Source organism: Mesonia oceanica (assembly GCF_902499555.1).
GTDB lineage: Bacteria > Bacteroidota > Bacteroidia > Flavobacteriales > Flavobacteriaceae > Mesonia > Mesonia oceanica.
Map to the genome: position 1 here is coordinate 150,413 of NZ_CABVMM010000008.1, position 25,290 is coordinate 175,702.

At 34.6% G+C, this 25,290-nt stretch carries 18 protein-coding genes; 10 read left to right on the forward strand and 8 right to left on the reverse strand.

What is annotated here, in order from left to right; all coding sequences use genetic code 11:
* Window positions 1-79: 79 nt before the first annotated feature.
* The 7 genes from lpdA (at window position 80) to FVB9532_RS11230 (ending at window position 7,510) form a co-directional block, all read left to right on the forward strand.
* Window positions 80-1,480, forward strand: coding sequence for a dihydrolipoyl dehydrogenase (gene lpdA / locus FVB9532_RS11200; protein WP_150545264.1), 1,401 nt, complete (start codon window positions 80-82; stop codon window positions 1,478-1,480).
* A 73-nt stretch (window positions 1,481-1,553) separates the two neighbouring features.
* Window positions 1,554-2,096 (forward strand): NADPH-dependent FMN reductase, encoded by a 543-nt coding sequence (locus tag FVB9532_RS11205; protein WP_150545265.1) that lies wholly within the window; start codon window positions 1,554-1,556, stop codon window positions 2,094-2,096.
* Window positions 2,097-2,244: 148 nt separating this feature from the next.
* Entirely contained in the window at window positions 2,245-3,546 is a 1,302-nt protein-coding gene (gene pabB, locus FVB9532_RS11210) for an aminodeoxychorismate synthase component I (RefSeq protein WP_150545266.1), read from the forward strand.
* A gap of 11 nt (window positions 3,547-3,557) precedes the next feature.
* Complete coding sequence (locus FVB9532_RS11215) at window positions 3,558-3,815, forward strand: hypothetical protein (RefSeq protein WP_228482300.1); 258 nt, start codon at window positions 3,558-3,560, stop codon at window positions 3,813-3,815.
* Window positions 3,797-4,096, forward strand: coding sequence for a type II toxin-antitoxin system RelE/ParE family toxin (locus tag FVB9532_RS11220; RefSeq protein ID WP_150545267.1), 300 nt, complete (start codon window positions 3,797-3,799; stop codon window positions 4,094-4,096). Before FVB9532_RS11215 ends, FVB9532_RS11220 begins: the two co-directional genes overlap by 19 nt.
* Before the next feature lie 56 nt (window positions 4,097-4,152).
* Window positions 4,153-5,469, forward strand: a complete 1,317-nt coding sequence (gene tilS / locus FVB9532_RS11225; protein ID WP_150545268.1) for a tRNA lysidine(34) synthetase TilS — start codon at window positions 4,153-4,155, stop codon at window positions 5,467-5,469.
* Window positions 5,459-7,510 carry a protein-disulfide reductase DsbD family protein gene (locus tag FVB9532_RS11230; RefSeq protein ID WP_150545269.1) on the forward strand — a complete coding sequence of 684 codons (2,052 nt, stop codon included), beginning with the start codon at window positions 5,459-5,461 and terminating at the stop codon, window positions 7,508-7,510. The genes tilS and FVB9532_RS11230 overlap by 11 nt, the downstream gene beginning before the upstream one ends.
* A gap of 2 nt (window positions 7,511-7,512) precedes the next feature.
* Here FVB9532_RS11230 and FVB9532_RS11235 read toward each other — a convergent pair whose 3' ends face one another.
* Genes FVB9532_RS11235 through FVB9532_RS11245 form a run of 3 tightly spaced genes read right to left on the reverse strand, consistent with a single transcriptional unit; the run spans window position 7,513 to window position 9,995 of the window.
* Window positions 7,513-7,905, reverse strand: coding sequence for a hypothetical protein (locus tag FVB9532_RS11235; protein WP_150545270.1), 393 nt, complete (start codon window positions 7,903-7,905; stop codon window positions 7,513-7,515).
* Between the two features lie 2 nt (window positions 7,906-7,907).
* On the reverse strand, window positions 7,908-9,395 hold the full coding sequence (locus FVB9532_RS11240) for a COG3014 family protein (protein WP_150545271.1): 1,488 nt from the start codon (window positions 9,393-9,395) through the stop codon (window positions 7,908-7,910).
* A gap of 12 nt (window positions 9,396-9,407) precedes the next feature.
* On the reverse strand, window positions 9,408-9,995 hold the full coding sequence (locus FVB9532_RS11245; RefSeq protein ID WP_150545272.1) for a penicillin-binding protein activator LpoB: 588 nt from the start codon (window positions 9,993-9,995) through the stop codon (window positions 9,408-9,410).
* Between the two features lie 179 nt (window positions 9,996-10,174).
* On the opposite strand from FVB9532_RS11245, the gene FVB9532_RS11250 reads away from it, so the two are divergent.
* Both FVB9532_RS11250 and FVB9532_RS11255 read left to right on the forward strand, forming a co-directional pair.
* Window positions 10,175-12,031, forward strand: a complete 1,857-nt coding sequence (locus FVB9532_RS11250) for a CocE/NonD family hydrolase (protein ID WP_150545273.1) — start codon at window positions 10,175-10,177, stop codon at window positions 12,029-12,031.
* 6 nt (window positions 12,032-12,037) lie between these two features.
* On the forward strand, window positions 12,038-13,876 hold the full coding sequence (locus tag FVB9532_RS11255; RefSeq protein ID WP_150545274.1) for a DUF885 domain-containing protein: 1,839 nt from the start codon (window positions 12,038-12,040) through the stop codon (window positions 13,874-13,876).
* Window positions 13,877-13,982: 106 nt separating this feature from the next.
* Here the strand turns inward: FVB9532_RS11255 and FVB9532_RS11260 are convergent, their stop codons facing one another.
* The 5 genes from FVB9532_RS11260 to FVB9532_RS11280 form a co-directional block, all read right to left on the reverse strand.
* The gene (locus FVB9532_RS11260) at window positions 13,983-15,347 is read right to left on the reverse strand and encodes an alpha-amylase (protein ID WP_150545275.1); all 1,365 of its coding nucleotides are present in this window, start codon (window positions 15,345-15,347) and stop codon (window positions 13,983-13,985) included.
* A gap of 92 nt (window positions 15,348-15,439) precedes the next feature.
* A complete protein-coding gene (locus FVB9532_RS11265) occupies window positions 15,440-18,247 on the reverse strand; it encodes an alpha-amylase family glycosyl hydrolase (protein WP_150545276.1) in 2,808 nt (935 codons plus the stop codon).
* 124 nt (window positions 18,248-18,371) lie between these two features.
* The gene (locus FVB9532_RS11270) at window positions 18,372-19,439 is read right to left on the reverse strand and encodes a SusF/SusE family carbohydrate-binding protein (RefSeq protein ID WP_150545277.1); all 1,068 of its coding nucleotides are present in this window, start codon (window positions 19,437-19,439) and stop codon (window positions 18,372-18,374) included.
* Window positions 19,440-19,450: 11 nt separating this feature from the next.
* Window positions 19,451-21,073, reverse strand: coding sequence for a RagB/SusD family nutrient uptake outer membrane protein (locus tag FVB9532_RS11275; protein WP_150545278.1), 1,623 nt, complete (start codon window positions 21,071-21,073; stop codon window positions 19,451-19,453).
* A gap of 9 nt (window positions 21,074-21,082) precedes the next feature.
* Window positions 21,083-24,013: a SusC/RagA family TonB-linked outer membrane protein gene (locus FVB9532_RS11280; RefSeq protein WP_150545279.1), complete on the reverse strand. Its 2,931-nt coding sequence runs from the start codon at window positions 24,011-24,013 to the stop codon at window positions 21,083-21,085.
* Window positions 24,014-24,244: 231 nt separating this feature from the next.
* On the opposite strand from FVB9532_RS11280, the gene FVB9532_RS11285 reads away from it, so the two are divergent.
* Window positions 24,245-25,264 carry a LacI family DNA-binding transcriptional regulator gene (locus FVB9532_RS11285; protein WP_150545280.1) on the forward strand — a complete coding sequence of 340 codons (1,020 nt, stop codon included), beginning with the start codon at window positions 24,245-24,247 and terminating at the stop codon, window positions 25,262-25,264.
* Window positions 25,265-25,290: the final 26 nt, after the last annotated feature.

Sequence of the window (25,290 nt, forward strand, 5' to 3'; positions counted from 1 at the left end):
TTTTTACCTTCTAAATCTTGTTGATTGAATTACTTATCGTATTTTTGTTATCGTTTTAAAAAATCAACAAAACTAAATTATGAGCACTTACGACGTTGCAGTCATTGGTTCTGGTCCCGGAGGTTATGTAGCCGCTATTCGTTGCGCGCAACTTGGGATGAAAACCGCAATCATAGAAAAATATTCAACCAAAGGAGGTACTTGCTTAAATGTAGGCTGTATCCCATCTAAAGCTTTATTAGATTCTTCACACCACTATGAAGATGCTTTAAAGCATTTTGAAGAACACGGTATTGAACTTACCGGTGATGTAAAATTGAACCTTGAAAAAATGATGGAGCGTAAGGCTTCTGTGGTAGACCAAACCACTAAAGGAATCGATTTTTTAATGGATAAAAACAAAATTGATTCTTACCAAGGTATAGGTTCTTTTGAAGATAAAACCCATATTAAAATTGAAGGGGAAGAAACCACAACTATCGAGGCAAAACATATCATTATTGCCACAGGTAGTAAGCCGGCAAGCCTTCCTTTTATCGATATCGATAAAGAACGAATTATTACTTCTACCGAAGCTTTAAAATTAAAAGAAGTACCTAAACACATGCTAGTTATTGGTGGTGGAGTTATTGGTTTAGAGCTTGGTCAGGTTTATAAAAGATTAGGAGCAGAGGTTACTGTTATTGAGTATATGGACCGTATTATCCCAACCATGGATGCTGCCCAAAGTAAAGAGCTTACTAAGGTGATGAAAAAGCAAAAAGTAAAATTTGCCGTTTCTCATAAAGTAACTTCTGTAGAGAATACAGGTGATGAAGTTGTTGTTAAAGCGACAGATAAAAAAGATAAAGAAGTAGAATTTAAAGGAGATTACTGTTTAGTTTCTGTAGGAAGAAGACCATTTACAGATGGTTTAAATGCAGAAGCTGCCGGTGTGAAAATGAACGATCGCGGACAGATAGAAGTAGATAAGCATTTAAAAACTTCTGCCGATAATATTTATGCGATTGGTGATGTGGTAAAAGGAGCAATGTTAGCACATAAAGCTGAAGAAGAAGGCGTTTTTGTTGCTGAAACTATTGCCGGACAAAAACCACATATTGATTATAATTTAATTCCTGGTGTAGTTTATACTTGGCCAGAAGTTGCTTCTGTAGGAAAAACCGAAGAACAATTAAAAGAAGATAAAGTTGAATATAAAAGCGGTCAATTCCCGATGAGAGCTTTAGGGCGTTCTCGTGCGAGTGGAGATACCGATGGCTTTGTAAAGATCTTATCAGATAAAGAAACCGATGAGGTTCTTGGCGTACATATGGTAGGTGCCCGTGCAGCAGATTTAATTGCTGAAGCGGTAACAGCGATGGAATTTAGAGCAAGTGCAGAAGATATTGCTCGTATGAGTCACGCACACCCAACCTATTCTGAAGCGGTAAAAGAAGCAGCCTTAGCTGCAACAGAAGATAGACCTATACACACTTAATAAAAAAGTAATTAACTATTATAAAAAACCTCACAATTTTATAAATTCGTGAGGTTTTTAATTTTAAAATACGATGAAGAAAATACTTGCCCTTGCTGGCTCCAATAGCAAAAATTCAATTAATAAAAAGCTTTTACATTATGTGATTGGCAGAATTGAAAATCATGAAGTTAAATTTTTAGAATTAACTGATTATGATTTTCCTATGTTTGGGATCGACCATGAAAAAGAAAGAGGTTTCCCGGCCGATGTGCAAGTGGTCAAAGTGCTTATTAAAGAAGCAGATGCACTTGTTATCGCAGTAAACGAACACAACGGAGGACCTTCAACATATTTTAAAAACCTTACCGATTGGCTTTCTCGAATGGAGCTGAAATTTTTAGAGGGTAAAAAAGTATTATTAATGAGCACATCTCCAGGTGCTAGAGGAGGCGCTTCAGCTTTAGCTTATTACAAAGATGTACTTCCTAGGTTTGGAGCAGAAGTGGTAGAAAGTTTTAGTTTACCGTCATTCAATGAAAATTTTGATACCGAAAATAACAAGATTACTGATGAGATTTTATTACTTGGTTTAAACGATGTTTTATCCAATTTTGAACAAGAGTTACAAGAGTAAAAAGCCGTCACCCTGAATTTATTTCAGGGTCTCATCAAAGGGAAATATGTATCAAATTTTCAACCTATTTTCTCTTTTAAAAATAAGCAAGATTTTTACTAACCATTAACCACTAAGAACTAACGACTAACCACTCCCAACTTAAAAAATGCGTACCCCAAAAAAAATCTCTTTTTCGCTTACGACTCAATTCAAAACCAAATTGCTTACTTGGGCTAATCAATTTGAAGAAGTGATTTGGCTAGATTCCAACAATTACGAATTTTCCAGTAATGAGTATGAAGCTATTTTGGCTGTGGAAGCATTTACTGCTTTAAAAACCGATTATGTAAACGCTTTCGATAAATTACAAGAATATCAACACACGACGAAAGACTGGATTTTTGGTTATTTAACTTACGATTTAAAAAATAATGTTGAAGCATTAAGCTCTAAAAATGATGACGGTCTAGCGTTTCCCGATCTTTATTTTTTTCAACCTAAGAAAATATTCTTGTTGAAAGCAGAAGAGGTAGAAATGCATTACCTCGGGATGGTTGATGATGAAATGGAAGAAGACTGGCAAGCTATTTTAAATACTTCGGTTACCAGTAAAGCTGAAACAGAAAATAATACTTCATCTATAGAATCAAGATTAACCAAAGCTGAATATATGGAGCGAGTAGGGAAGATGTTATCCCACATTCATCGAGGCGATATTTATGAAGCTAATTTTTGTCAAGAATTTTATGCTGAAGATTTTCCCCTTCAACCTTTGCAGACCTATTTTGATCTCAATAGCATTTCAGAACCACCATTCGCAGCTTTTTTGAAGTTGGAAGAATTTCATTTACTTTCAGCGAGTCCCGAACGTTATCTTAAGAAAACCGGAAATAAGGTTATTTCGCAACCCATAAAAGGAACAGCAAAGCGTTTAGAGGATGTTTCAGAAGATGAAGTTTTAAAAGAAAGTTTGAAGACTGATCCGAAGGAAATTTCAGAAAATGTGATGATTGTCGATTTGGTGCGAAACGATTTGTCGAAAACCGCAAAAAAAGGGAGTGTTCAAGTAGAAGAACTTTGCAAATTGTATAGTTTTAAGCAAGTACATCAATTAATATCTACGGTTTCCTCCCAAATAAAAGAAGGTATTTCTCCGGTTGAAGTTATTAAAACAACTTTTCCGATGGGAAGTATGACGGGAGCTCCCAAAATTTCAGCAATGAAAATCATCGAAGAGCTTGAAGTTACCAAACGTGGACTGTACAGCGGCTGTGTGGGCTATTTTAGTCCGCAAGGCGATTTCGATTTCAATGTGATTATTCGGAGTATTTTATATAACTCTGCTAATAAATACCTTTCATTTTCGGTAGGAAGTGCCATTACCGCCAAATCTGATCCCGAAAAAGAATACGAAGAATGTTTAACCAAAGCTGCCGCCATGCATCGGGTGTTAGAAAAATTCAAGTAAATTTATTATTTTTGATAGTATACGATAGAATTATGGATCTTTCAGCTCAAATAAAGAATAGCTTAATCGAACGAATTAAACAATCTGAAAATTTAGATTTATTAAAGGCTATACAAGCTATTTTCGATACTTCAGACGAGAATATTTATGAGTTGAATGAACATCAAAAAAAATCTATTAGTTTAAGTAAAATTCAAATCGAAGAAGGTAATGTTCAAAAAAGTGAAGAAGTAATTTTAGAAATGAAAAAATGGCTTCAAAGCAAATAATTTGGACAAATAATGCGAAAACTGAATTCTATCAGATTCTAGAGTTTTATATTGAAAGAAATCAAAGCCCAATCTATAGCCAAAAATTACTTTTAGAAGTTGAAGATTTAATTTCAACATTAGAGAACAATGAATTTATTGGTAGGCTTACTTCAGATAAATCGGTTCGTGTATTTCCTATAAAACATTTTCTTTTATTTTATTCCATTCAAAATGAAATCATTTATATTTTATCATTTTGGGATAATCGTCAAGATGAAAATAAAAAACTTAAATTATAGTTCGTTAATTTAACTTACCTAATTATCGCAAAGAACTTGCTATCTTTGAAGGCAGCATGATTCAAGAATTTCAGCAACATATTAAATGCAAACTTCCCTTTTTAGAGAAAGGTAAATGTTTGTTAACCATTAGCGGTGGGATTGACAGTGTTGTGTTGGCATATCTGTGCAAATCATCTCAACTTCATTTTTCTTTGGCTCATTGCAATTTCAATCTTCGCGGAGAAGAAAGTGATGCTGATGAGGTCTTCATTAAACAATTAGCAGAACAATTAGAGGTAGAAGTATTTACACAATCATTTCAAACCGAATTATACGCAAAAGATCATCAGCTTTCTACGCAATTAGCGGCAAGAGAATTACGCTATCGCTGGTTTTATGAATTGGCAGAAGAAAAAGCTTTCGATTATATTTTGACTGCTCACCACGTTAACGATAGTTTAGAGACTTATTTGATTAACACCACTCGCGGTACGGGATTAAACGGACTTACGGGAATTCCTGAAGTGAACGGTAAAATTGTACGTCCGTTACTGTCGTTTAGTCGAGAGCAAATTCAACAGTACGCTCAAGAGCACGAAATAGAATGGCGGGAAGATAGCTCTAATGCTTCCGATAAATATTTTCGGAATAAGATTCGGCATCACATTATTCCGCAGTTAACAGAAGAGAATTCCAATCTGCTGCAAAGTTTTCAGCAAACGCAGCAAAACTTACAAGATGCAGCTAACTTACTGGAAGATTATACCACGATTTTATTTAGCCGATTGGTGGAAGAAATTAATGGGAAATATTTCTTGAATGTTCACGATTTAAAGCAAACCCCACATACCAAAGCGGTTTTGTTTCAGTTATTAAATTCATTTGGATTTACCGAGTGGAATGATGTTTATCAATTGTTGGAAGCACAAACCGGTAAACAGGTCTTTTCGAAAACACATCGATTGGTAAGAGACCGTGAAGTATTAATTTTGGATGAATTTTTGAAAAATTCGGAAGAAATAATAGCAATAGAAAAAGAGCAAACGACTATTGAATGGGAAGACAAAAAAATTTCAGTAGAAAATGTTAAAGAAATGCAAGAGTTTAGCCAAAACATTGCTTATCTTCCCGCGCAAAAAATAAAATATCCTTTGATCCTTAGAAAGTGGAAAGCGGGAGATCGCTTTCAGCCATTTGGAATGAAAGGGAAGAAGAAGCTGAGCGACTTTTTAAAAGATGAAAAGCTTTCGCCTCTTGAAAAAGAAAATACCTGGGTATTAATTTCAGATAAAAAAATTGCCTGGGTGGTTGGTCATCGTACTGATGAGCGTTTTAAAATTGAACCTAACACTACAACTATACTTAAATTAAATTTAACCTATGAGAAATAGTTTATTATTTATATTTCTTGCCTTATTTATAAGTTCTGCCAACGCCCAATTTGGCGATTCCTCAAAAGTAATAGAACCGGTAGAATGGAGTGGAAGCATTGAAAAAATTGCTGATCATTCTTACCAATTAATTTTAGAAAGCGAAATAGAGGAAGAATGGCATATTTATTCACAAAAAACACCAGAAGGCGGGCCATTACCACTTTGGTTTAATTATTTGGATGCTGGAAATGGTTATGAATTAGTAGGAGAAACTCAAGAGAGTGAAACCAAAAAGCAGTTTAGTGAAATATTTGGTGTTGATGAGATTTATTTTGAAGAAGAAGCTCGTTTTACACAAGACATTAAACTTACAGATGATAAGCTTTCGGTTATTAAAATGGAGCTGAAGTACCAAGTGTGTAAAGAAAGCTGTATTAGTGAAGAATATTATGTGGTTTTTGATCTTAAAAAAGATGATGTAAAACTTCTTCAGAATTACGACGAGTTTCAAGCTTATGGTACAAACCCAAAAACTACTTCAACAGATAATAAAGAAGAAGTCTCAGAAGCAAGTCAGGTAAAACAATCAGGTAAAGAAGTTAAGACCAATTTTGATGAAGATGAAGATAAAAGCACATTAACTATCTTCTTTTTAGCTTTCTTTTCCGGTTTCTTGGCTTTATTAACCCCTTGTGTATTCCCAATGATCCCGATGACGGTGGGATTCTTTACCAAACAAAGCAAAACTAGAAGTAAAGGTATTAGAAATGCCCTACTATACGGTTTTTTTATCGTCGTCATTTATGTGTTATTAGGAACGCTTGTTGTAGGGATCTTTGGTGCAGATGCTTTAAATGCCCTTTCCACCAATGTTACTTTTAATATTATTTTCTTTATACTTTTAATCATTTTTGCGGCTTCATTTTTAGGGGCATTTGAAATTATGTTGCCTAACTCTTGGGCTAATAAAGTAGACCGCCAAGCCGATAGAGGTGGTATTGTAGGTATTTTCTTTATGGCATTGGCTTTAGCAATTGTATCGTTTAGTTGTACAGGACCAATTGTAGGAACTTTATTAGTACAAGCCGCTTCTAAAGGAGGGATTGCTCCAATCATAGGAATGTTAGGTTTCTCGTTGGCTATTGCAATTCCGTTTGGATTGTTTGCTTTATTTCCTGCTTGGATGAACACTTTACCACGTTCAGGTGGTTGGCTAAATACGGTAAAAGTATTTTTAGGTTTTCTAGAATTAGCCTTGGCTTTTAAGTTTTTATCAAATGCAGATTTAGTGTTGCAAGCACATTTTTTAGAACGTGAAATTTTCTTAGCCATTTGGATTGCTATTTTTGGAACCTTGGCTTTCTACCTCTTTGGGAAAATTAAACTTCCTCATGATTCAGAATTACCACATATTTCTGTAGGAAGATTGAGTTTAGGGTTAATTATACTGGTTTTTACCATTTATTTAATTCCAGGACTTTGGGGAGCACCTCTAAAAATGATTAGTGGTTTTGCTCCACCCATGAATTATAGCGAAGCTCCTTATGGTGTGGGTTATACAAAATTAGGAGGTGGCGGTATGGCCGGTACTAGTGAAGATTTTCCTGAAAAAGCTAAATTAGGACCGCATGATATTATCACTTTTGAAGATTATGAAGAAGGAATGGCTTATGCAAAAGAACAAAACCTTCCTGTTTTGTTAGATTTTACCGGATATGCTTGTATTAACTGTAGGAAGATGGAAGAGCGCGTTTGGAGTGAACCGCAAGTATTAAGTAAGCTTAAAAACGATGTAGTTTTAATTTCTTTGTATGTGGATGCAAAAGAAAGTTTACCTGAAAATGAACAATATACAAGTGAAACTACCGGAAAGCGTATAAGAACTATTGGTAATAAGTGGAGTGATTTTCAAATACGTGAATATGGCGCAAATGCACAACCTTATTACATTATTTTAAACCACGAAGAGCAGCCTCTAAATGAACCAGTGGGATATACTCCGGATGTTGAAGAATATACCGCTTGGTTAGATAAAGGAATTGAAAATTTTAAAAAGTAGTTTTATTCAGCATCACAAGGTTCGGTAGGTTGACCATTTACTTGAAAACTTAAACGATCTACCAAAACATAAAATTCTTTTTTATCGGTATAAATCTCTACAGGTTCACAAGTTTCGTGAGCCTGTAATGTTTTACGCTGACTGGTTAAATAGCCGTTTTCATCTTCGGTTACTCCATAATTAAAAGTAATCAATCGGTTATAATTGTTTTTAAATTGAAGTTTCCAACGGTAACGTTTTCCTTTTTTACCATCTTTAGTAAGTTGGTACTGAATGTTTTTATAGCAATTAGTAGCTTGCCATTTTTGTGGACGGTTCTGGAAGTTAGAGTAAGCCAAAAAGCCTAAGAATAAAACCGACCCAACAATAATGAAATCACGTAGTTTTAGTTTCATACTTAGTTGATTTTTCTTGTTGAGGTAGAATCTGTTGGGATAGAAGTTTTTTGTTCAGCTTCATCCTTTTTTAGTTTAAACTTGGGTTCTACGTAATTGGTAGTAGCTTTCCCTACATCAAAATAGCTTACCAGTTGTAAGCCTTTTTTATAATCAATGCTAATGGTATCGCGATCGGTGGATTTCCCGTACTTTTCAATGATAAATGTATTATTTCCATTTTCGGTTAGTGGGACTCTCGCATAACTAATGGTTGCCGGTAAAGTTTGCCAGTTTCGGGTATCGGCTTTTTCTGTAGCAGCACCGGCAATATCGGCTCCAACTTTTACTAGGTCTTTGGCATCTTCACCTAAAATTTCTTTGGCTAAAGCTCCTAAACTTGCACTAGTAGCTTTTTTTGCGCCAACCCGTAAGGCAATATCTATCACTTCTCGTAACATTCTATCGTGTAACGATTGTTCGGCAATAGGAAAGAAATCTTCTACTAATTCAAAATTTTCTTCCTTATTATTAAATTTTAATCGTGCTCCTTTGTAATAGCTTTCTCGTTGCACGTATTTAGGAATAGCAATTGAAGTAATCCCTAAATCTGTTCCTGGGGGAATAGGAATAAAAATAGAATTATTAGCATCATTTACTGCTACAAAAGCATCATCAACAACTGTAATTTGCGTTTGATCTTTTGCAGGACCTAATCCGTTTTCCCAAAAAATTACTGCTTCTGCCGGATGTTTTTCAAATTCTTTTTCAGGGATATTGAATTGACTAGCGTATTTGTTGTATTCTTGGGTAAATCCTAATTGTTTGGAAGTTCTAAGTAAATCTTTTTTTAGTTGGTAGGGAAGTGGAACCCCGTAATAAGAATTGTTATTGTTAACGTATAATTCTTCAGCATTTCTATAGGCAATAAAAGCATTATTAATATCGCCGGTGGCTTCGTATAAAAGACCTTGCAGAATTTGCGCAAAAGCATCTTCTGTATATTTATTCTTGTTTTTCTTGTATTTTTGGTTGAGTTCCTGAAGTTTGATATTAATTCGTTTAGCTTCTACCAAAGCTTCATTAGGCATTCCTAATTGGAAGTAATTCAGCGCCATATAATAATGAATCATTACCTTTTCAAAGTCTTCTCCTCGGTAGGGAGCTGCCATTGGGTTGGTGAGTTTAGCAGCTACGGCTTGTCCTGCATTGGCAGTGATTCTATCATCTATTAAAATATAAGCTTCTTCAAAAAGTTGATTACTTTTTTTATAATTACCGCTCATATGTTCAACCTTACCTTTTTCCATCAAGTAAAGTAAGCGGTTTCTTTTTTTAGAAAGAAATTCATTGTCTTCAATTAAAGACGCAGCTTTATCAAAATTTCGATAGTAAACTTCATTTTGAAACTCGTAAGACCTATCATTATAAGTAATTCCGCAGGAATTCAAAGCTATAATAAGAACTCCTACGGAAATAAATTGAAACCAAAATTTGGTTGGTATTCGCATATATAAATTCGCTTAATTGACCAGCTTCTTAATTTTTTTGTCACCAATCCAAACCTTTTCATTAGTTTCTAAATTGGTAAGCTCTAAATCTACTTGATAATAAATTGCTTTATCTTTTTTGTACTGATCTACAATAGAGTTGATGGTTCCCTGTAGCATAAAATCAGCTCCTTGTTCTAAACCAAATTTCTTCATACTAGAAGCTGAAGAGTAGTTTTGTTGGTCGGCGCGTTCTGCTCTAATTTCTTCGCGCATCGCTCCGGCCTGTACCAAACGCATTCTACTGCTGTTGATAATAGCTTTTTCAATGTCTTTAGAAAAAGTTTCAGTAGGAATATGTTCGTGAGATTTGTTGGTAATCATTCCTACAATAATCACGGGAACTTCTCCACCGTTTTGTGAGGTATAAGTGTTGTACCATGGATGAGCCATCATTTCACTGGTAATTTCTTCAGCGGTGAGACGCGAGTCGGTATCGTTCCATCTTCCGCTAATATCGGTGACGGTATCTTCACTCACACGGGTAACTTTAGGCCCGCAACTTACAATAGCGAAAGAGAAAAGAACTAAAAAAGCATAAAGCGAAAAAGATTTTTTCATAATAAATAAATTATAGTTTTTACCGTTCTAAAATAGGTAATAAATTATAAAGTTATTGAGATTATTATTTTTTTTAGTTTTTTGATAGCTAGTATTTTAAATGATTTAGCTGTATAAATGCGATTTTTTCTGAATCTAATTTGTACTATATTTATGCCATTTCTATAAAATTGAATTGAATGAAAACCTACTTGAAGTATTTCTCCCTACTATTTTTTACATTTTTAAGCTTTCAACTAATAGCCCAAAACGATTATAAAGTTGAAGATTATTACACGAAAAAAGAAGTTGACATTGAGATGCGCGATGGTATAAAATTGCATACCACGATTTATTCGCCAAAAGATCTTTCTCAAGAATATCCAATTATTATGCAACGAACACCATACAGCTCTAGACCCTATGGTGAAGGCGAATTTCGTTCTAAAATTGGACCCAATGAATTTCTGATGAAAGAAGGAAACATCATTGTGTATCAAGATGTTCGCGGACGCTGGATGAGCGAAGGAGATTATGACAATATGCGTCCTTATATTCCGAATAAAAAAGGAAAAGAAATTGATGAAGCGAGTGATACCTATGATACCATTGAATGGTTGGTGAACATTGTTGAAAATAACAATGGTAATGTAGGAACTTGGGGAATTTCTTATCCCGGCTTTTACACCTCTTACTCATTGCTATCGGGACATCCGGCTTTGAAAGCCGCTTCGCCACAAGCCAGTATTGCCGATTTCTTTTTTGATGATTTTCACCATAATGGAGCTTATCTACTCAGCTATTTTATGGCAACTGCTTTGTTTGGAAATCAAACTGAAGGCCCCACGACTAAGGCTTGGTATACTTTTCCAAAACTTCCCAGTGAAGATCAGTACCAATTCTTTTTAGATCATACGCCTATTAGTCAGTTAGATCAATATTATCCCGATAATTTTTTCTGGAATCAGTTAAGAGATAATCCGGTTTACGATAAGTTTTGGCAAGATCGGGGACTTATTCAGCATTTAAAAGACGCAAAAATTAAAACAGCTGTGATGTATGTGGGAGGATTTTTTGATGCCGAAGATTTATATGGTCCGTTTCAAAGTTATAAAGCTATTGAAGAAAACAGCGATAATTACAATACCATTGTTTATGGACCTTGGAGCCACGGCGATTGGGCAAGAACTTCGAAGCGTCAAGCTGTAGGGAATATTTATTTTGGTGATGATATTTCTGAAAATTATCAAAGAGATGTAGAAACCGTATTCTTTAATTACTTTTTAAAAGAAGAAGGAAAACCTAAAAACTCTCCATTACCTGAAGCAAAGATGTTTGACACCGGTAGTCATGAATGGACATCATTTGAAGCTTGGCCACCAAAAGCTACTAAGAAAAAAGCTTACTATTTAGGGGAAAACCAAAAACTAAAATCGCTTCCCAATAAGTCATTTGAGAATACCTTTATTAGTGATCCTAAAAAACCGGTGCCTTATTCAGAAGATATAAAAATTGTGTTTACACCTAGAAAATACATGAGTGACGATCAACGCTTTGCCGCTCGAAGACCCGATGTATTGGTTTTTGAAACGGAAGTTTTAAAAGAAGACCTCACGATGGTTGGAGAAATAGAAGCAAAATTAAAGGTTGCCACTAGCGGAACTGATGCCGATTGGATAGTGAAAGTGATCGATGTTTATCCGAGTGATGCTGAAGGAACAGAAGAAATGCAAGATCATTTAAAAATGTCTAATTACCATATGATGGTACGTAGTGAAGTTATGCCGGCAAGATTTAGAAACGGCTTTGAAAAAGCCGAAGCTAGCGTTCCCAACCAAAAAACCGATATAGACTTTATTTTACAAGGGATTTATCATACTTTTAAAAAAGGACATAAAATTCAAGTGCAAGTGCAAAGTACTTGGTTTCCTTTAATTAATTTGAATCCGCAAACCTTTGTGCCGAATATTTTTAAAGCTGAAAAAGCCGATTACAAAAAACAAACCCATACCGTTTATGGTGATTCTTCCATAGAATTTATGGTATTGGAAAAATAAGAAAAAATGAAAATAAATTTCCCTACAATAGCAATCGTTGTCTTTTTAGGCCTGCTCGTTTCTTGTAAAGAAAAAACTAAAAAGAGTGAAATGGATGTTTCTGAAATAGAACATGAATCAAAGCAATTACAAGCTTTTTTTGATAAAACTTATCAAGAAGATTTATCCAATTCTCCAATGATGCAAACCCAAATTGGTTTAAAAACCGATTATGGGAAATGGGATGATTTTTCACATACCAAATATCCAAAAGATTTAGAACGTTCAAAAGCTAGGTTAGCTTACCTAAAAGATAGTATTAATGTAAATGCTCTTTCAAAATCTGATAGGTTAAGCTATCGTTTGATGCGAAAAAAACTTGAGAATGAAGTAGAAGATTATAAATTTCGGTTTTATAACTATCCCATTAATCAAATGAGTGGAATTCATACTTCCATTCCGGCATTTTTAATCAATCAACATCGAATTGATTCTGTAGCCGATGCAGAAGCTTATGTGAAACGTTTGCAAGGAATACAAAAGGTTTTTGAAGATGTGATCAAGACCATGCAAATCCGTGAAAAAAACGGAATATTGCCTCCAAAATTTGTATTCGTCAAAACAATAGAAGATTCAAAAAATGTTCTTACAGGCAAGCCTTTTAGTGATTCTAAAGAAAATAGTGTGTTGCTTCAAGATTTTTCAGATAAAGTAAACCAACTTCAAATCACCAAGCAGCAAAAGAAAGAGTTGATTAAAAAAGCCAAGAAAGCTTTAGTGGACCATGTGAAGCCAGCGTATCAAAAAATGATTGAAACCCTACAAGATGAAGCACAACGGGCGACTACAGACAATGGCGTTTGGAAGTTTCCAAAAGGCAAAGAATATTATCAAAATCAATTAAATAGATATACAACCACGCATCTTTCTGCAGAAGAGATTCATAAAATAGGTTTGAAGGATGTAGATCGGATTCACCAAGAAATGAAATCGATTATGAAAGAGGTGGGCTTTGAGGGCTCATTACAGGATTTCTTTAAGTTTATGAAAGAAGATCCAAGGTTTTACTATGAGCAGAATGAAAAAGGAAAAGCAGCCTATCTCCAAAAGGCAAAAGCGATTATTGATGAAATGCGCTCTAGGCTAGATGAACTTTTTCTTACGCTGCCTAAAGCTAAATTAAAAGTAAAACCCGTAGAAGCTTTTCGGGAGAAAAGTGCAGGAATTGCTTTTTATGAACGTCCTGCTTTAGACGGTTCACGACCCGGAATTTATTATGTGAACCTATATGATATGAAAGCAGTTTCTAAATATCAAATGGAAGCCTTGGCTTATCATGAAGGGATTCCCGGACATCATATGCAAATTGCCATTGCTCAGGAATTAGATAGTTTACCTGAGTTTAGAAAACATTTGTTCTACGGAGCTTACATTGAAGGTTGGGGATTATATAGCGAGTTATTACCAAAAGAGATTGGCTATTACAAAGATCCGTATTCAGATTTTGGAAGATTAACCGCTGAATTATGGCGTGCATGTAGATTGGTGGTTGATACCGGGATTCACGCTAAAAAATGGACACGCGAACAAGCGATTCAGTACTATAAAGATAATACACCAAATGCTGAAAGTGATTGTATTAAAATGGTTGATCGTCATATTGTGCTGCCAGGACAAGCTACTTCTTATAAGATAGGAATGATCAAGATTTTAAGTTTACGTGCCAAAGCAAAAAAAGCTTTAGGTGAAGATTTTGATGTTCGTGAATTTCACGATGTAATTTTAACCAATGGTGTAGTGCCGTTGGATGTTTTGGAAGATTTGGTTAACGACTATATTGAAAGCAAGAAAGCTTCTGCAGCTTAATATTTTCAAATCATTTATAAAGAAAAAAGGAGAAGTTATCTATCTAACTTCTCCTTTTTGGTTTGATAATATAGTGAATTTAGGTGATCACTAATTTTTTCAATTCTTATTTGGTAGACCAAATACTGTAAGAATGTGGTGGGGCTTGAAGTTTTACCCAACCATCAGCTTGTGTATAAGGTTCCCAGTTTGATTTTCCTGTAAAATCTTTAATTTGACTATTGTACCAATTGGTAGATACCCAACGTTCTTGCCAATTATCACTATTATTGAGGTAAACTATTAAACCGGGATTACCGTTTCTACGAGCAATATATTCATCTTGATCTGCATGCAGAATATTAGTAGTACCACTTGCTTTGTTATTATGGATCCAGATTAAATTGTTTAACTGGTTTTTATCAAGCCATTGTTCGTAATCTTGATAAAATATACAAGGATAGCCCTCGTGGGTCAAAATATAGGCATAAGCCAACATTTTACCATTGTAAATTTCATTGGTATCGTGATTACTAACAAAAGTTACTGCCCTCATAGGATTTCGTTTCCATAACATATCGTCTTGTAAACGAGTAAGGTCATTCCCGTCAAAAGCATCTTTCATTCGGTAATAACAAGCAAAATCAAAAGCCGATGCTTGCGCATTGTTTGTCCAATTTTCTAAAAGATCGACATTCGAATCCCAATACTCGCCAACGGCAAAACCTCCAACTTCATTTACCCAGGCATTGACCACCCAAGGTTCATAGCCTTTTACATAGTCAAAACGCCAGCCATCAACTCCTAAGGTATTTTTGTAATATTTAGCTACTGAATTAGATTGTTTCCATAACCAGTCTTGTACATAACTTTTGTCGTGGCATAAATCTGGATAACCTCCAAACGCTCCACTATCGTTAGAATGGGTATCATTAGGATGAAAATCTGTTGCCGATCTGTAGAACATTCCTGAAGCAGGATTAAAGTCTGTATAAGTATCTGTTCCTGTATAAACATTACTTTCTTGATCACCACCACTGTTATGATTAATGACAATATCGGCAATCACAGCTAAGTTTTGGTTGTGGGCATTTTGAATGAGTGATTCCAATTCTTGTCTTGATCCAAATCTTGTTTCTACAGATCCCATTTGATTATATTCTCCAAAATCAAAGTAATCGAACGGGTCATATCCCATAGAAAAAGGACCATTTTGAGCTTTTGAAACGGGTGGTAACCAAATCGCATCTATACCGGCATTACTCCAGTCTTGTACTTTGGTAGATACAGTGTTCCACCAAGTACCACCGGCAGGAACGTCCCAATAGAAAGCTTGCATCATTACTTTAGAACCTGTGCTTGTGGTTAATGATAAACTTGTTGCTTGGGTTTGATTATTTTTTTCTGCTGATGAACTATCAAAATCATCAGTAGTACAACTTGCATAAAGAGCAAGTAGTCCCATTAATAAAAATTTGTTCAATTTTTTCATAATCATTAAGTTTTAAAAATTAAAAAGGAGAGTAAATTAAAAGGAGAAGCTTTTTCAGTAACTTCTCCTTTTATTGGTTAATATTTTTAGACTTAGTTCACTATTAATTTCTTCTGAATTCTATCTCCATTTTGTTCTAATTGAAGAAGGTAAATTCCTTTAGTGAAACTTGAAACATTAATCGCTTGGTTAGGGCGAATGTTTTCTTTTACCAGAATTTGCTTTCCGGTAAGGTCATAAATTTTTATGCTATCTACTTGTTCAGATAAATAGATGTTTTCGCTAGTTGGGTTAGGGTAGAGGCTAATGGTAGAAGTTTTAAAAACTTCATTATTTAAATTAGCTTCTTCATTTCCGTAGATAAAATATTCACCAGGAGCTAAAGCAATAGTAGCGTTTACATCGCTTACTTGGTAAGTATTATTATTCATTAAATTATACCAAGTTCCTGTTTCTTGAAATGCTGGATCAATACTTTGTGTAGTAACTCCAAAATTACCAATAATGGTTACATATTTTATTTCATTTCCGGTGGCATTGGGATTTTCTAAGTGAATGGATTTTAATCCGTTACTGTTGTCAACATTCATTTCAATACTTCCGGTTGCAAAGATTTCATTTCCTTTTTTCAAGGCAATCATTTGTGCATAGGCATCGTATAAATCGGTACGATCGGTTTCGTTTAAGAAGTCCCAACCATCTGGTTTTTCAGAAAGTTTGCAACTGTCGTCGTTTGGAATGGTGCCGTCTGAACAAGCGAAGATACTGGTATCGTAACCTAATTCTCCAAATTGCCAGATCATTTTAGGACCTGGAACGGTAAAGAAAAAAGCGCCTGCAGTTTCCATGCGATCTAAAGCGGTAGAAAGATTGGTAACATCATAAGAACCACTAGAATTTCCGTAAGCTAAGTTTTTAAACATCAAGCGTTCTTCATCATGGCTTTCCATATAACCTACGTTTCTAGGTGTTGGAATTCCGATATTTTCATAAGAAATGTCAGAGAAATTTGAGTTAGCGTTCCAGCCCATGGTTGCCTCATTATAGTTATAATTCAGCTTGTTCCAGAACATAATTCCTTTTCCTTCATCTAGACGATAATTGGCCCATTCTATTTCTTCATTTCTAGAAGAACCACTTCCTAAGTGTTCAAAAACAATATAAAAGTCTGAATCTGCTGCCCATTGGGTATCGGCATAATCTTTTAAAACTTGTACACGATCGGCTTGATAACTATTGGTACAAGTTTCATTACCACTACAGTTTTGGGTAAATCCTTTTGTTAAATCCCAACGGTAACCATCAATGTGAAATTCTTCAATCCAATATTCTAAGGTTTTATTCACATAATTTTGTGTAGCGATAGACTGATGATTAAAGTCGTTAAAAACACTATAGGTATGTGTTGCGGAAACATTAAAATATGGAGAATCTGCAGCAACGATACCTCCGGTACAACCATTACAATCGTTATACATTCTATAAAGTGGGTTTTGACCTGTTGCGTGATTATAAACCACATCAAGAATTACTGCAATATCACGTGCATGGCATTCATCTATAAATTCTTTAAGCATTTCAGGACTTCCGTAATATTTATCTAAAGCCATATGAAATGCAGGATTATACCCCCAACTTAGGTTCCCATCAAATTCTGAAACTGGCATTAGTTCGATGGCGTTTACTCCTAAGCCTTCTAGATAATCTAACCTGTTTTTTACAGCATCGAAGTTTTGAACGTCATCAAAATCACGGATTAAAATTTCGTAGATCACCAAATCTTCTTTTGCCGGTGGTGTAAAACCTGTGTTTTCCCAAGTATAGGAAGGAGCATTTCTTCTAATCCATGAAATAGCTTCGGTTGTCATTCCTGTAGGATAAGCCGGAATATTATCAAATGTATCTGGCGAAATAAATGGATCGTCATATGGGGATAAAATTAAAGTAGAATAGGGGTCTGCTACATTAATCTCACCATCTATTAAATATTGAAATAAAACATCATCTCCGGTTTGGTCTAAATTATTTAAGGTAATCCAATATTTTTCTTGAGCAGCATCGTAATTCATTAAATAATCACTGTTGATGTTCCAATTATTGAAATTACCAATAACGTGAACAAAATCTTTGTTGGGTGCATAAAGCACTAAAGTAGCTGTGTTCGGGTTATTTGGATCGAAGTTAATCCCATCTTCCATTCCTGCAGGAACGGCCATTTGCGTTGGATTTGGAGTAACAATTCCTTGAAAAGTTGCAGAAAGACTATTAGAAGAAGCTGTCTCTGTAGCGATTAATTCAAAGTTAGTATCTTGGTTTAGAGTATAGTTGTAGGTATAATTTTGAATATTGTTTTGAATATCTACACTATTTCCATTTGCCAATAATTCAAAATTGGCATTTACCGTTGTTGAAGCTTCTATTGTTAATGTGTTTCCACTATCTAAAATAGTTACTTGATTTGTTGGATTGTTTAAATTAAATTGAAAAACACCAACTTCAACATAATGATCTTGTGTTTTTTTGTCGCCACTACCATCTTTCGCTTTGGCTAACATTCCAATACTTCCGATATTAGAAGTGCCATAAAGATCTTGTGGGATAAAAGTAAATGAGTAAGTACCGTTACCATTATCGGTAAATTTCTGGGCTTCATCAGAGTTTCCCCAACTTCCATTGGTGGGTGAATCTTGAGAGTTTTCATCGTTAAGATCGTAAAACCAAGTCCACAGGTATAAATCTGAAACACCCCATTGTGATAAATCGATATTAGAAACGGTAATGGTTACCTGATCATCTGGATTAAACTGTTCAGGGGTTAGTGTAAACGTAGCATTTTGTTGCTGAGCGAAAGCTATACTTGTGAACAATAGCAAAGCAAGCCAAAGTATTTTGTTTTTCATTTTTAATAATTTTATTTTAAAAAAAAGCCCTGAATACTTAAACCATAGATATATGAGTTGTATTCAGGGCTTAACATGTATTTTTAGTTGAAAATAATTCTTAAAAAACTAATTCTAAAAAGATTTACTCAATAGTATAAGTTCCATTCTCGAAATCTACGATAATGGTATAAGTTCCTGCTGTAACAGCAATGTTGTCACCACCATTTGCCAAGTTACCTTCACTACCTCCAAAATTGGTTCCCCAATCATTATTTAATCTAAATTTGATTTCGCCATCGGTTAAGGTAACGTTTTCAGCCATCCAAGTGTTATTTTCACCATTGTAATAAAGTTGAACATCGGGACCATCCCATCCATTAGGAGTCGCGTCTCCGACGATACCCCAAGAATATTCTTCCATACTATAGGTTAGCTCATTTAAGTCTATATTAATTTTATAGGTTCCCGCAGTAACGGCAATATTATCTCCTCCTGCTACGAGATTACCATCAGAACCACCATAATTATTACCCCAATCTTCATTTTCCCTGAATTTAATTTCACCATCTGTTAGGGTAGTGTAAGCCACATATTTTTGATCATCTACACCTGATAAATCTGTTTTCCACATGGGTACATCAGGAGCATCCCAACCATATATAGTAGCATCACCAACAACCCCCCAAGTGGTACTTAAATCTACTTCTTCTACAGTATTTTCAATTAATTCAATATTTAAGCCTACTACATCAGAAAACTGTTCTACTACATTGGCTGCATCACTACCAACATAGGCTCTAACTCTAAAGTAAAGTGTACCAGTATTTGGAGCTTCAGTATCTGGGTCGTTATCTAAACCTGCTTCGTTAGCTAAGGTTATCATATTACCAATAGTTACAGCTTGATTAGTTACAGAGATACTACCAATACCAGGAACTTCACTAAAAGTGCCGTTTTCTGTTGTAGAACTTTCTAGTTGATAACTTATAGGGGTTTGTACATCAAAGTTGGCTTCATTCCAAACAAATCGTTCTGCAGGGTTATTGGCAACTAAAGGACTTAAGCTATAGTTTTCTGCTAAAGAATTTGTAAAGGTAAAATCTGCTGTTTGCTCTGGGCTTGCGATAAACGTGAATTCATCATCTTCTTGACAAGCGATAAAACTTAATGCGATAAAGCATAAAGCGAATATGTTTATTAACTTTTTCATGATTATATGTTTTAGTATCCTGGGTTTTGAGTTAAATTAGTATTGATTAAAATATTGTTACTTGGTAACGGAAATAAGTTCCTAAACTCAGAAACTGAAGTTCCTGCTTGCGCACCACCTTTAAACGGCCATAAATAACTTCCTGAGGTAAAGTCACCAAAACGGATTAAGTCTGTTCTTCGTTGACCTTCCCAGTATAATTCTCGGGCTCTTTCATTAATAATGAAATCTAAATCTAGATCGCTACTAGAAATGTTTCCGTTATTATTACCAAATGCTCTTGCTCTTAACTCGTTGATATAAGTTGTCGCTGTTTGAAGGTCACCACCGCTTCCCCCTCTTAAGACAGCTTCTGTATAGTTAAGATAAATTTCAGCTAAACGAATTAGCGGTAAATCGGTATCTACAAAATCTCCTCCTTCATCTACACCAGGATTCCCTTGTGAATCTACATTGGTGAATTTTGTAACGGCATAACCATCGGTAAAGGTGTTAGCAATAGTGTTTATTTCTAAACTTTGCCCATCGGTATAAAACATAGCTCTACCATCTGCCCATTCAATAGGATCACCGTCTTCGGTATTTGTAACGGCATAATCAAACTTATTCACTAATGCTTTGGTGGTTCTTAAACCTTCCCAACCACCATTAATTCCCGCAGCAGCAGCATCCATAGAGCCTCCTCTAGAAGCGTGAACTAAGAAAGTAGTACCTCCATAAGTTCTAGAACTGTTACCGTCGAAGTTGATAGCGAAAATAAATTCGTTTTGTGCTCCATTAGTATTGTTATCGGCTTTGAAAAGTTCATCGTAAGCAGAACCATCACCATTAGCATCATTGTCATTAATAGAATATGTTGAATTAATAGCCAATTTAGAATAAGTGACTGAATCTGTATAACGATCTTCACCTACCCAAACTTCTGCATTCAAGTATAACTTAGATAATAAAGCCCAAGCCGCTACACGATCTACACGACCATATTCATTAGCTCCACTTTCTTTTAGGGAATCTTGAATTTCTAATAATTCACTTTCTATAAAAGCAAAGATTTCTTCTCTTGAACTTTGTTCTGGTAAAGAAGTAGAAACTACAGTAGTCAAGGGAACATCTGCATATAAATCTATTAGGTTATAGTAAGCGAATGCTCTAAGGAATCTAGCTTCTGCGATATAAGCATCTACTTCTGGACTATCTAAGTTAGCCGCATTTGTAATAAATGAATTACAAAACGAAACCTCTTGAGCTAAACGATTGTACATAGCGGTCGTAAAATCGTTACTTGCTCCCCAGCTCATTGCGTGAAGATCTGGTAAACCAGGATCTCCCCAACCTACAACGGCGTTGTCGGTTGTTAATTCATTTAAACTAAACAACATTCTGGAATATTGAGAAGTACCTTCATCAATTCCTGAGATATCCGGTTGTCCTGCAGGACCTTCTTGTCCTGTTAAAGCTAAACTAGCATAAAGCTTTGCTAATGCACTTTTAGCTTCTGTTGCGTTGGCAAAAACATTTTCTTCAGTAAAACTATCTGGGTCTATAGTTGGATCTACATCCAAATCGTCATGGCAAGATATTAATATCATTGCCGGTACAATGAAGAAAAGCTTGTTTATAAAATTTATTTTCATAATTCTTTTTTAAAAGTTTAAATTAACTCCAATACTATATAATCGTGGTCTAGGGTAGAAGTTATTATCAATACCTCCACCTATTTCAGGATCTAGTCCATCATACTCGGTTACAGTTAATACATTTTGTGCAGAACCAAAAATCCTTAAATTACTGTCTTTATTAAATATATTACGAATGGTATATCCAAGTGTAATGTTATCTAATTTAAAGAAAGAAGCGTCTTGAATATAGTAATCACTTTGTAAATTACCATCGGTTAAGTTTTGAAATCTCGAATTATACGTGTCTGCATGTAGGTTGGTTAGAATACCATTTTCGGTGGCTCTAATTCTATAAGATTTAGCAGAAGCCATATTGTTGTAATTATAGTTTCCTAAACTTACTCTGGATACTATAGCTAAATCCCAATTTTTATAGTTTAAGTTGGTATTTAATCCCATAGTGATATTTGCGTAAGGATCTTCCGCTAAATATTTATCGTCGTCATTAATGATGTTATCTCCATTTCTATCTACATAAGCTCCTTCGACTGGCCTTCCATTTTCATCATAGATTTGCTTAAAAACCCAATATGTACTAGGCGAATGCCCTTCTTTATGCAATTGAATATTATTACCTGTACCACCATTGATACCTCCAGTTTGTACAGCGTCGGGAAGATTGGTAATTTCATTGTCGTTAAGCGCTATATTATAACCAATCCGCCAAGTAAAATCTTCTGTTTGAATAGGAGTTGCATTAATTTCAAATTCGATACCTCTGTTTTCCATATCGCCAATATTCGCATTAATACCATTTGAGAAGTTTGTGAAAGGAGAAACGGTTACAAAAGAGATTAAGTCCTTTGTTTTATTCATATATGCATTTACAGACCCAGAAATTCTGCTGTCAAATAGAGCATAGTCCATACCAATATTAAAAGTTCGGCCAATTTCCCATCTCAAGTTTTTATTTATTGCTTCTGGTCGATAAGTTTGTATGAAATTAGGATTATTGTTGTTATTGTATCCAAATTGATAATTAGCATTGGTTCTACTGCGCGTATATCGAGTTAGAAATAAATAATTATCCAATCCATTTACATTACCAATTTCACCAAAACCTACTCTCAACTTTAATTGGTTGATGGTTTTAGATTTGAAGAAATCTTCGTTATTAATATTCCACGCTAGAGCAGCAGAAGGGAAATAACCCCATCGGTCATTTGGATTTAATCTTGATGAAGCATCTGCTCTTAAAGAAGCCGTGACTAAGTAACGATCATCAAAATTATAATTGATTCTACCAAAGTAAGATAGCAATACGTGCTCATATTTATCGATAAATTCATATTCGTTTCCTTCTTGTTCAGCTTCACTATCGTAACTATAATTATCATTATAGAAACTTTGGTAGGAATGGCCTATTACAGCAGTAATAGAATGATCTTTAATATCTTTATCATAAGTTAAATACGCATCAAATAATTTGTTGGTTGATTCGTTTTGATAATTAGAATATGAACCATCCCAATCTAATTGTGTGGAAGGTAACGCTTGTGATACTACAGTTCTTCCATGACTATTGGTTTTATCTAATCCTAAATTAACTGTAGCTGTTAAATCAGGAAAGAAATGTAAATTATAATCTATTTTGGCGTTTCCAATAAACCTTCTTACTTCAGCCGTGTCGTCTTTTTCATTAATCAAAGCAACAGGGTTGGTTGGCGCAAGGTTGTATTGTGCATTTCCAGTTGAATTTAACCAAGTGAAGTAATTAGAATAAGTAGAAGTAGGGTCGTAAACAGATTGTGTTGGGTCAAAATCTACAGAAGCACCGATAGCATCTCGATTACCAAAGGTGTTTTCATTATACATGCCACGTCCATTTAATTCAAATTTTAAATGTCCATCAAAGAAACTTGGTCGTAAATTTATCGAAGCCGTAGTTCTTGTGAAATTATCATTTTTTAAAATACCATCTTGGTCTGAATATCCTAAAGATGCTCTTAAAGGCATAAATCCTCCTACATTCCCGGTAGTACTAAAATTATGTTCAGATCCAAAAGCATCTCTATAAATAAGATCTTGCCAATTGGTGTTGGCTGTTCCTAACCTTTCGATTGCAGCTTCATTACCAATTTCATTTACTAAACTTCTAAACTGATTCCCATCTAATACATCCACATAATCAGTAGGTGTATAAAGTGTAGTGGTTGAAGAATAATTAAATTTAAACTCTAAACCTTTTCCTTTTTTGGTAGTAATTAGAATAACCCCATTAGCAGCTCTAGAACCATAAATAGCTGTAGCCGAAGCATCTTTTAAAACGGTGATGCTTTCAATATCGTTTGGGTTAATAAAATCTAATGGATTTCTAGAACCTCCTACGGCATCATTAGAAATAGGAAAACCATCAATCACGTAAAGTGGATCATTATTTAGTTGTATTGAACCTCTACCACGAATGGTAATACTACTTCCGTCACCCGGGGCACCACCCGTAGTTACATTAACCCCAGCAATTTTACCGGTGATTAATTGGCTAGCGGTGTTTTGTTGCCCTTTATTAAAATCTTCCGTAGAAATTTGATTAACAGCTCCTGTTAAATCTCTTTTAGAAGTAGTACCATAACCAACCACTACCACTTCATCTAAGGTAGAAGAATCTTCTTGTAACGTAACGTTAAGGGTACTTTGATTAACGAAAACGATTTCTTTTGTTTTAAAGCCAATATAGGAATAAACAAGGGTATCATTTTTCTGAACGTTGTCAACGGTATAATTACCATCAAAATCTGTTACAGAACCTTTAGAAGACCCCTTTATTATTACGTTTACTCCAGGAATTGGCATTCCTGTCGATTCAGTTACTGTTCCGCTCACCGAATCCTGGGCAAATAAAGTTGCCGGAACGCCTAAGAGCAAAAACAATAAACCTTTGTAAAATGTTCTCATAGATTATAGAATAATAGTTTTAAATTTGTGTTTGTAACTTATATTTTCACTTTCCAATGTTAAAACTATGTAAATAAAATGGTAGAATAAGGTTACTGAAATCACGAAACCTTAACTCTAACGTTTTCGTGTTGAAAACTTCTTGAATTTTAACATATTAATATTTATTAAGGGTATATTTATAGAAATATCAATAAATATTAATTTTGTTATCGATATGATAAAAAAACTATGCCTAGAAAAATCACTTTAAAGCAAATTGCAAAAGAATTAGATGTCTCAGTATCAACTGTTTCTAAATCTTTAAAAGATAGTCCTGAAATAAGTTTAGATACCAAAGAAAAAGTTAAAGCTTTTGCTAAATTGTATAATTACAAACCCAACAATATTGCATTAAGTCTTAAAAACAGAAAAACTAAAACCATAGGGATTATTATTCCTGAAATAGTACATCATTTTTTTACGACTGTTATTCAAGGGATTGAGCACGTAGCAAATGAAAAAGGCTATAACGTAATTATTTGTTTGTCTAATAATTCTTTCGACAAGGAAGTATTGAACTTAGAGTTTTTGGCGAATGGTAGTACCGATGGTTTTATTATGTCCATTGCTAAAGAAACTCAACAAAAAGAAGATTATCACCATATTAAAGAAGTGATTAATCAAGGGATGCCGGTGGTAATGTTCGATCGTGTGATTGATGAAGTAATTTGTGACAAAGTAGTGATTAGTGATAAACACGGTGCTTTTGAAGCAGTTCAATACCTTATAGATCATCATTGTAAAAAAATAGCCATCATATCTACTGTAGATTATGTAAGTGTGGGGAAATTGAGAACAGAAGGTTATAAAGACGCTTTAATAACCAATGATATGGAAATTGATCAAGATTTAATATTGAAAATTGAAGATGTAGATCATTCTGAAGAAAAAATTGAAGAGTTTTTAAAAAATAAAAATGTAGATGGCATTTTTGCGGTAAATGAACAATTTGCAGTAAACGCTATTAAAGTTCTAAAAAAGCTTCATAAAAAAGTGCCGGAAGATGTTTCGGTAATTGGTTTTACTGATGGAGTAGTTTCCAAAAGCTTTATTCCCAGTCTCTCTACCGTCAATCAACACGGAGAGGAAATGGGGGCCAAAGCCGCAAATTTATTAATTGATCGTTTGGAAAATGAAGCCGAAGAACAAAGCTTTCAAACTACTGTTTTAGATACCAGTTTAATTATTAGGGATTCGGTGAAGAAGTAGGAGTATTCTTGAGTTGAAGAATTTCT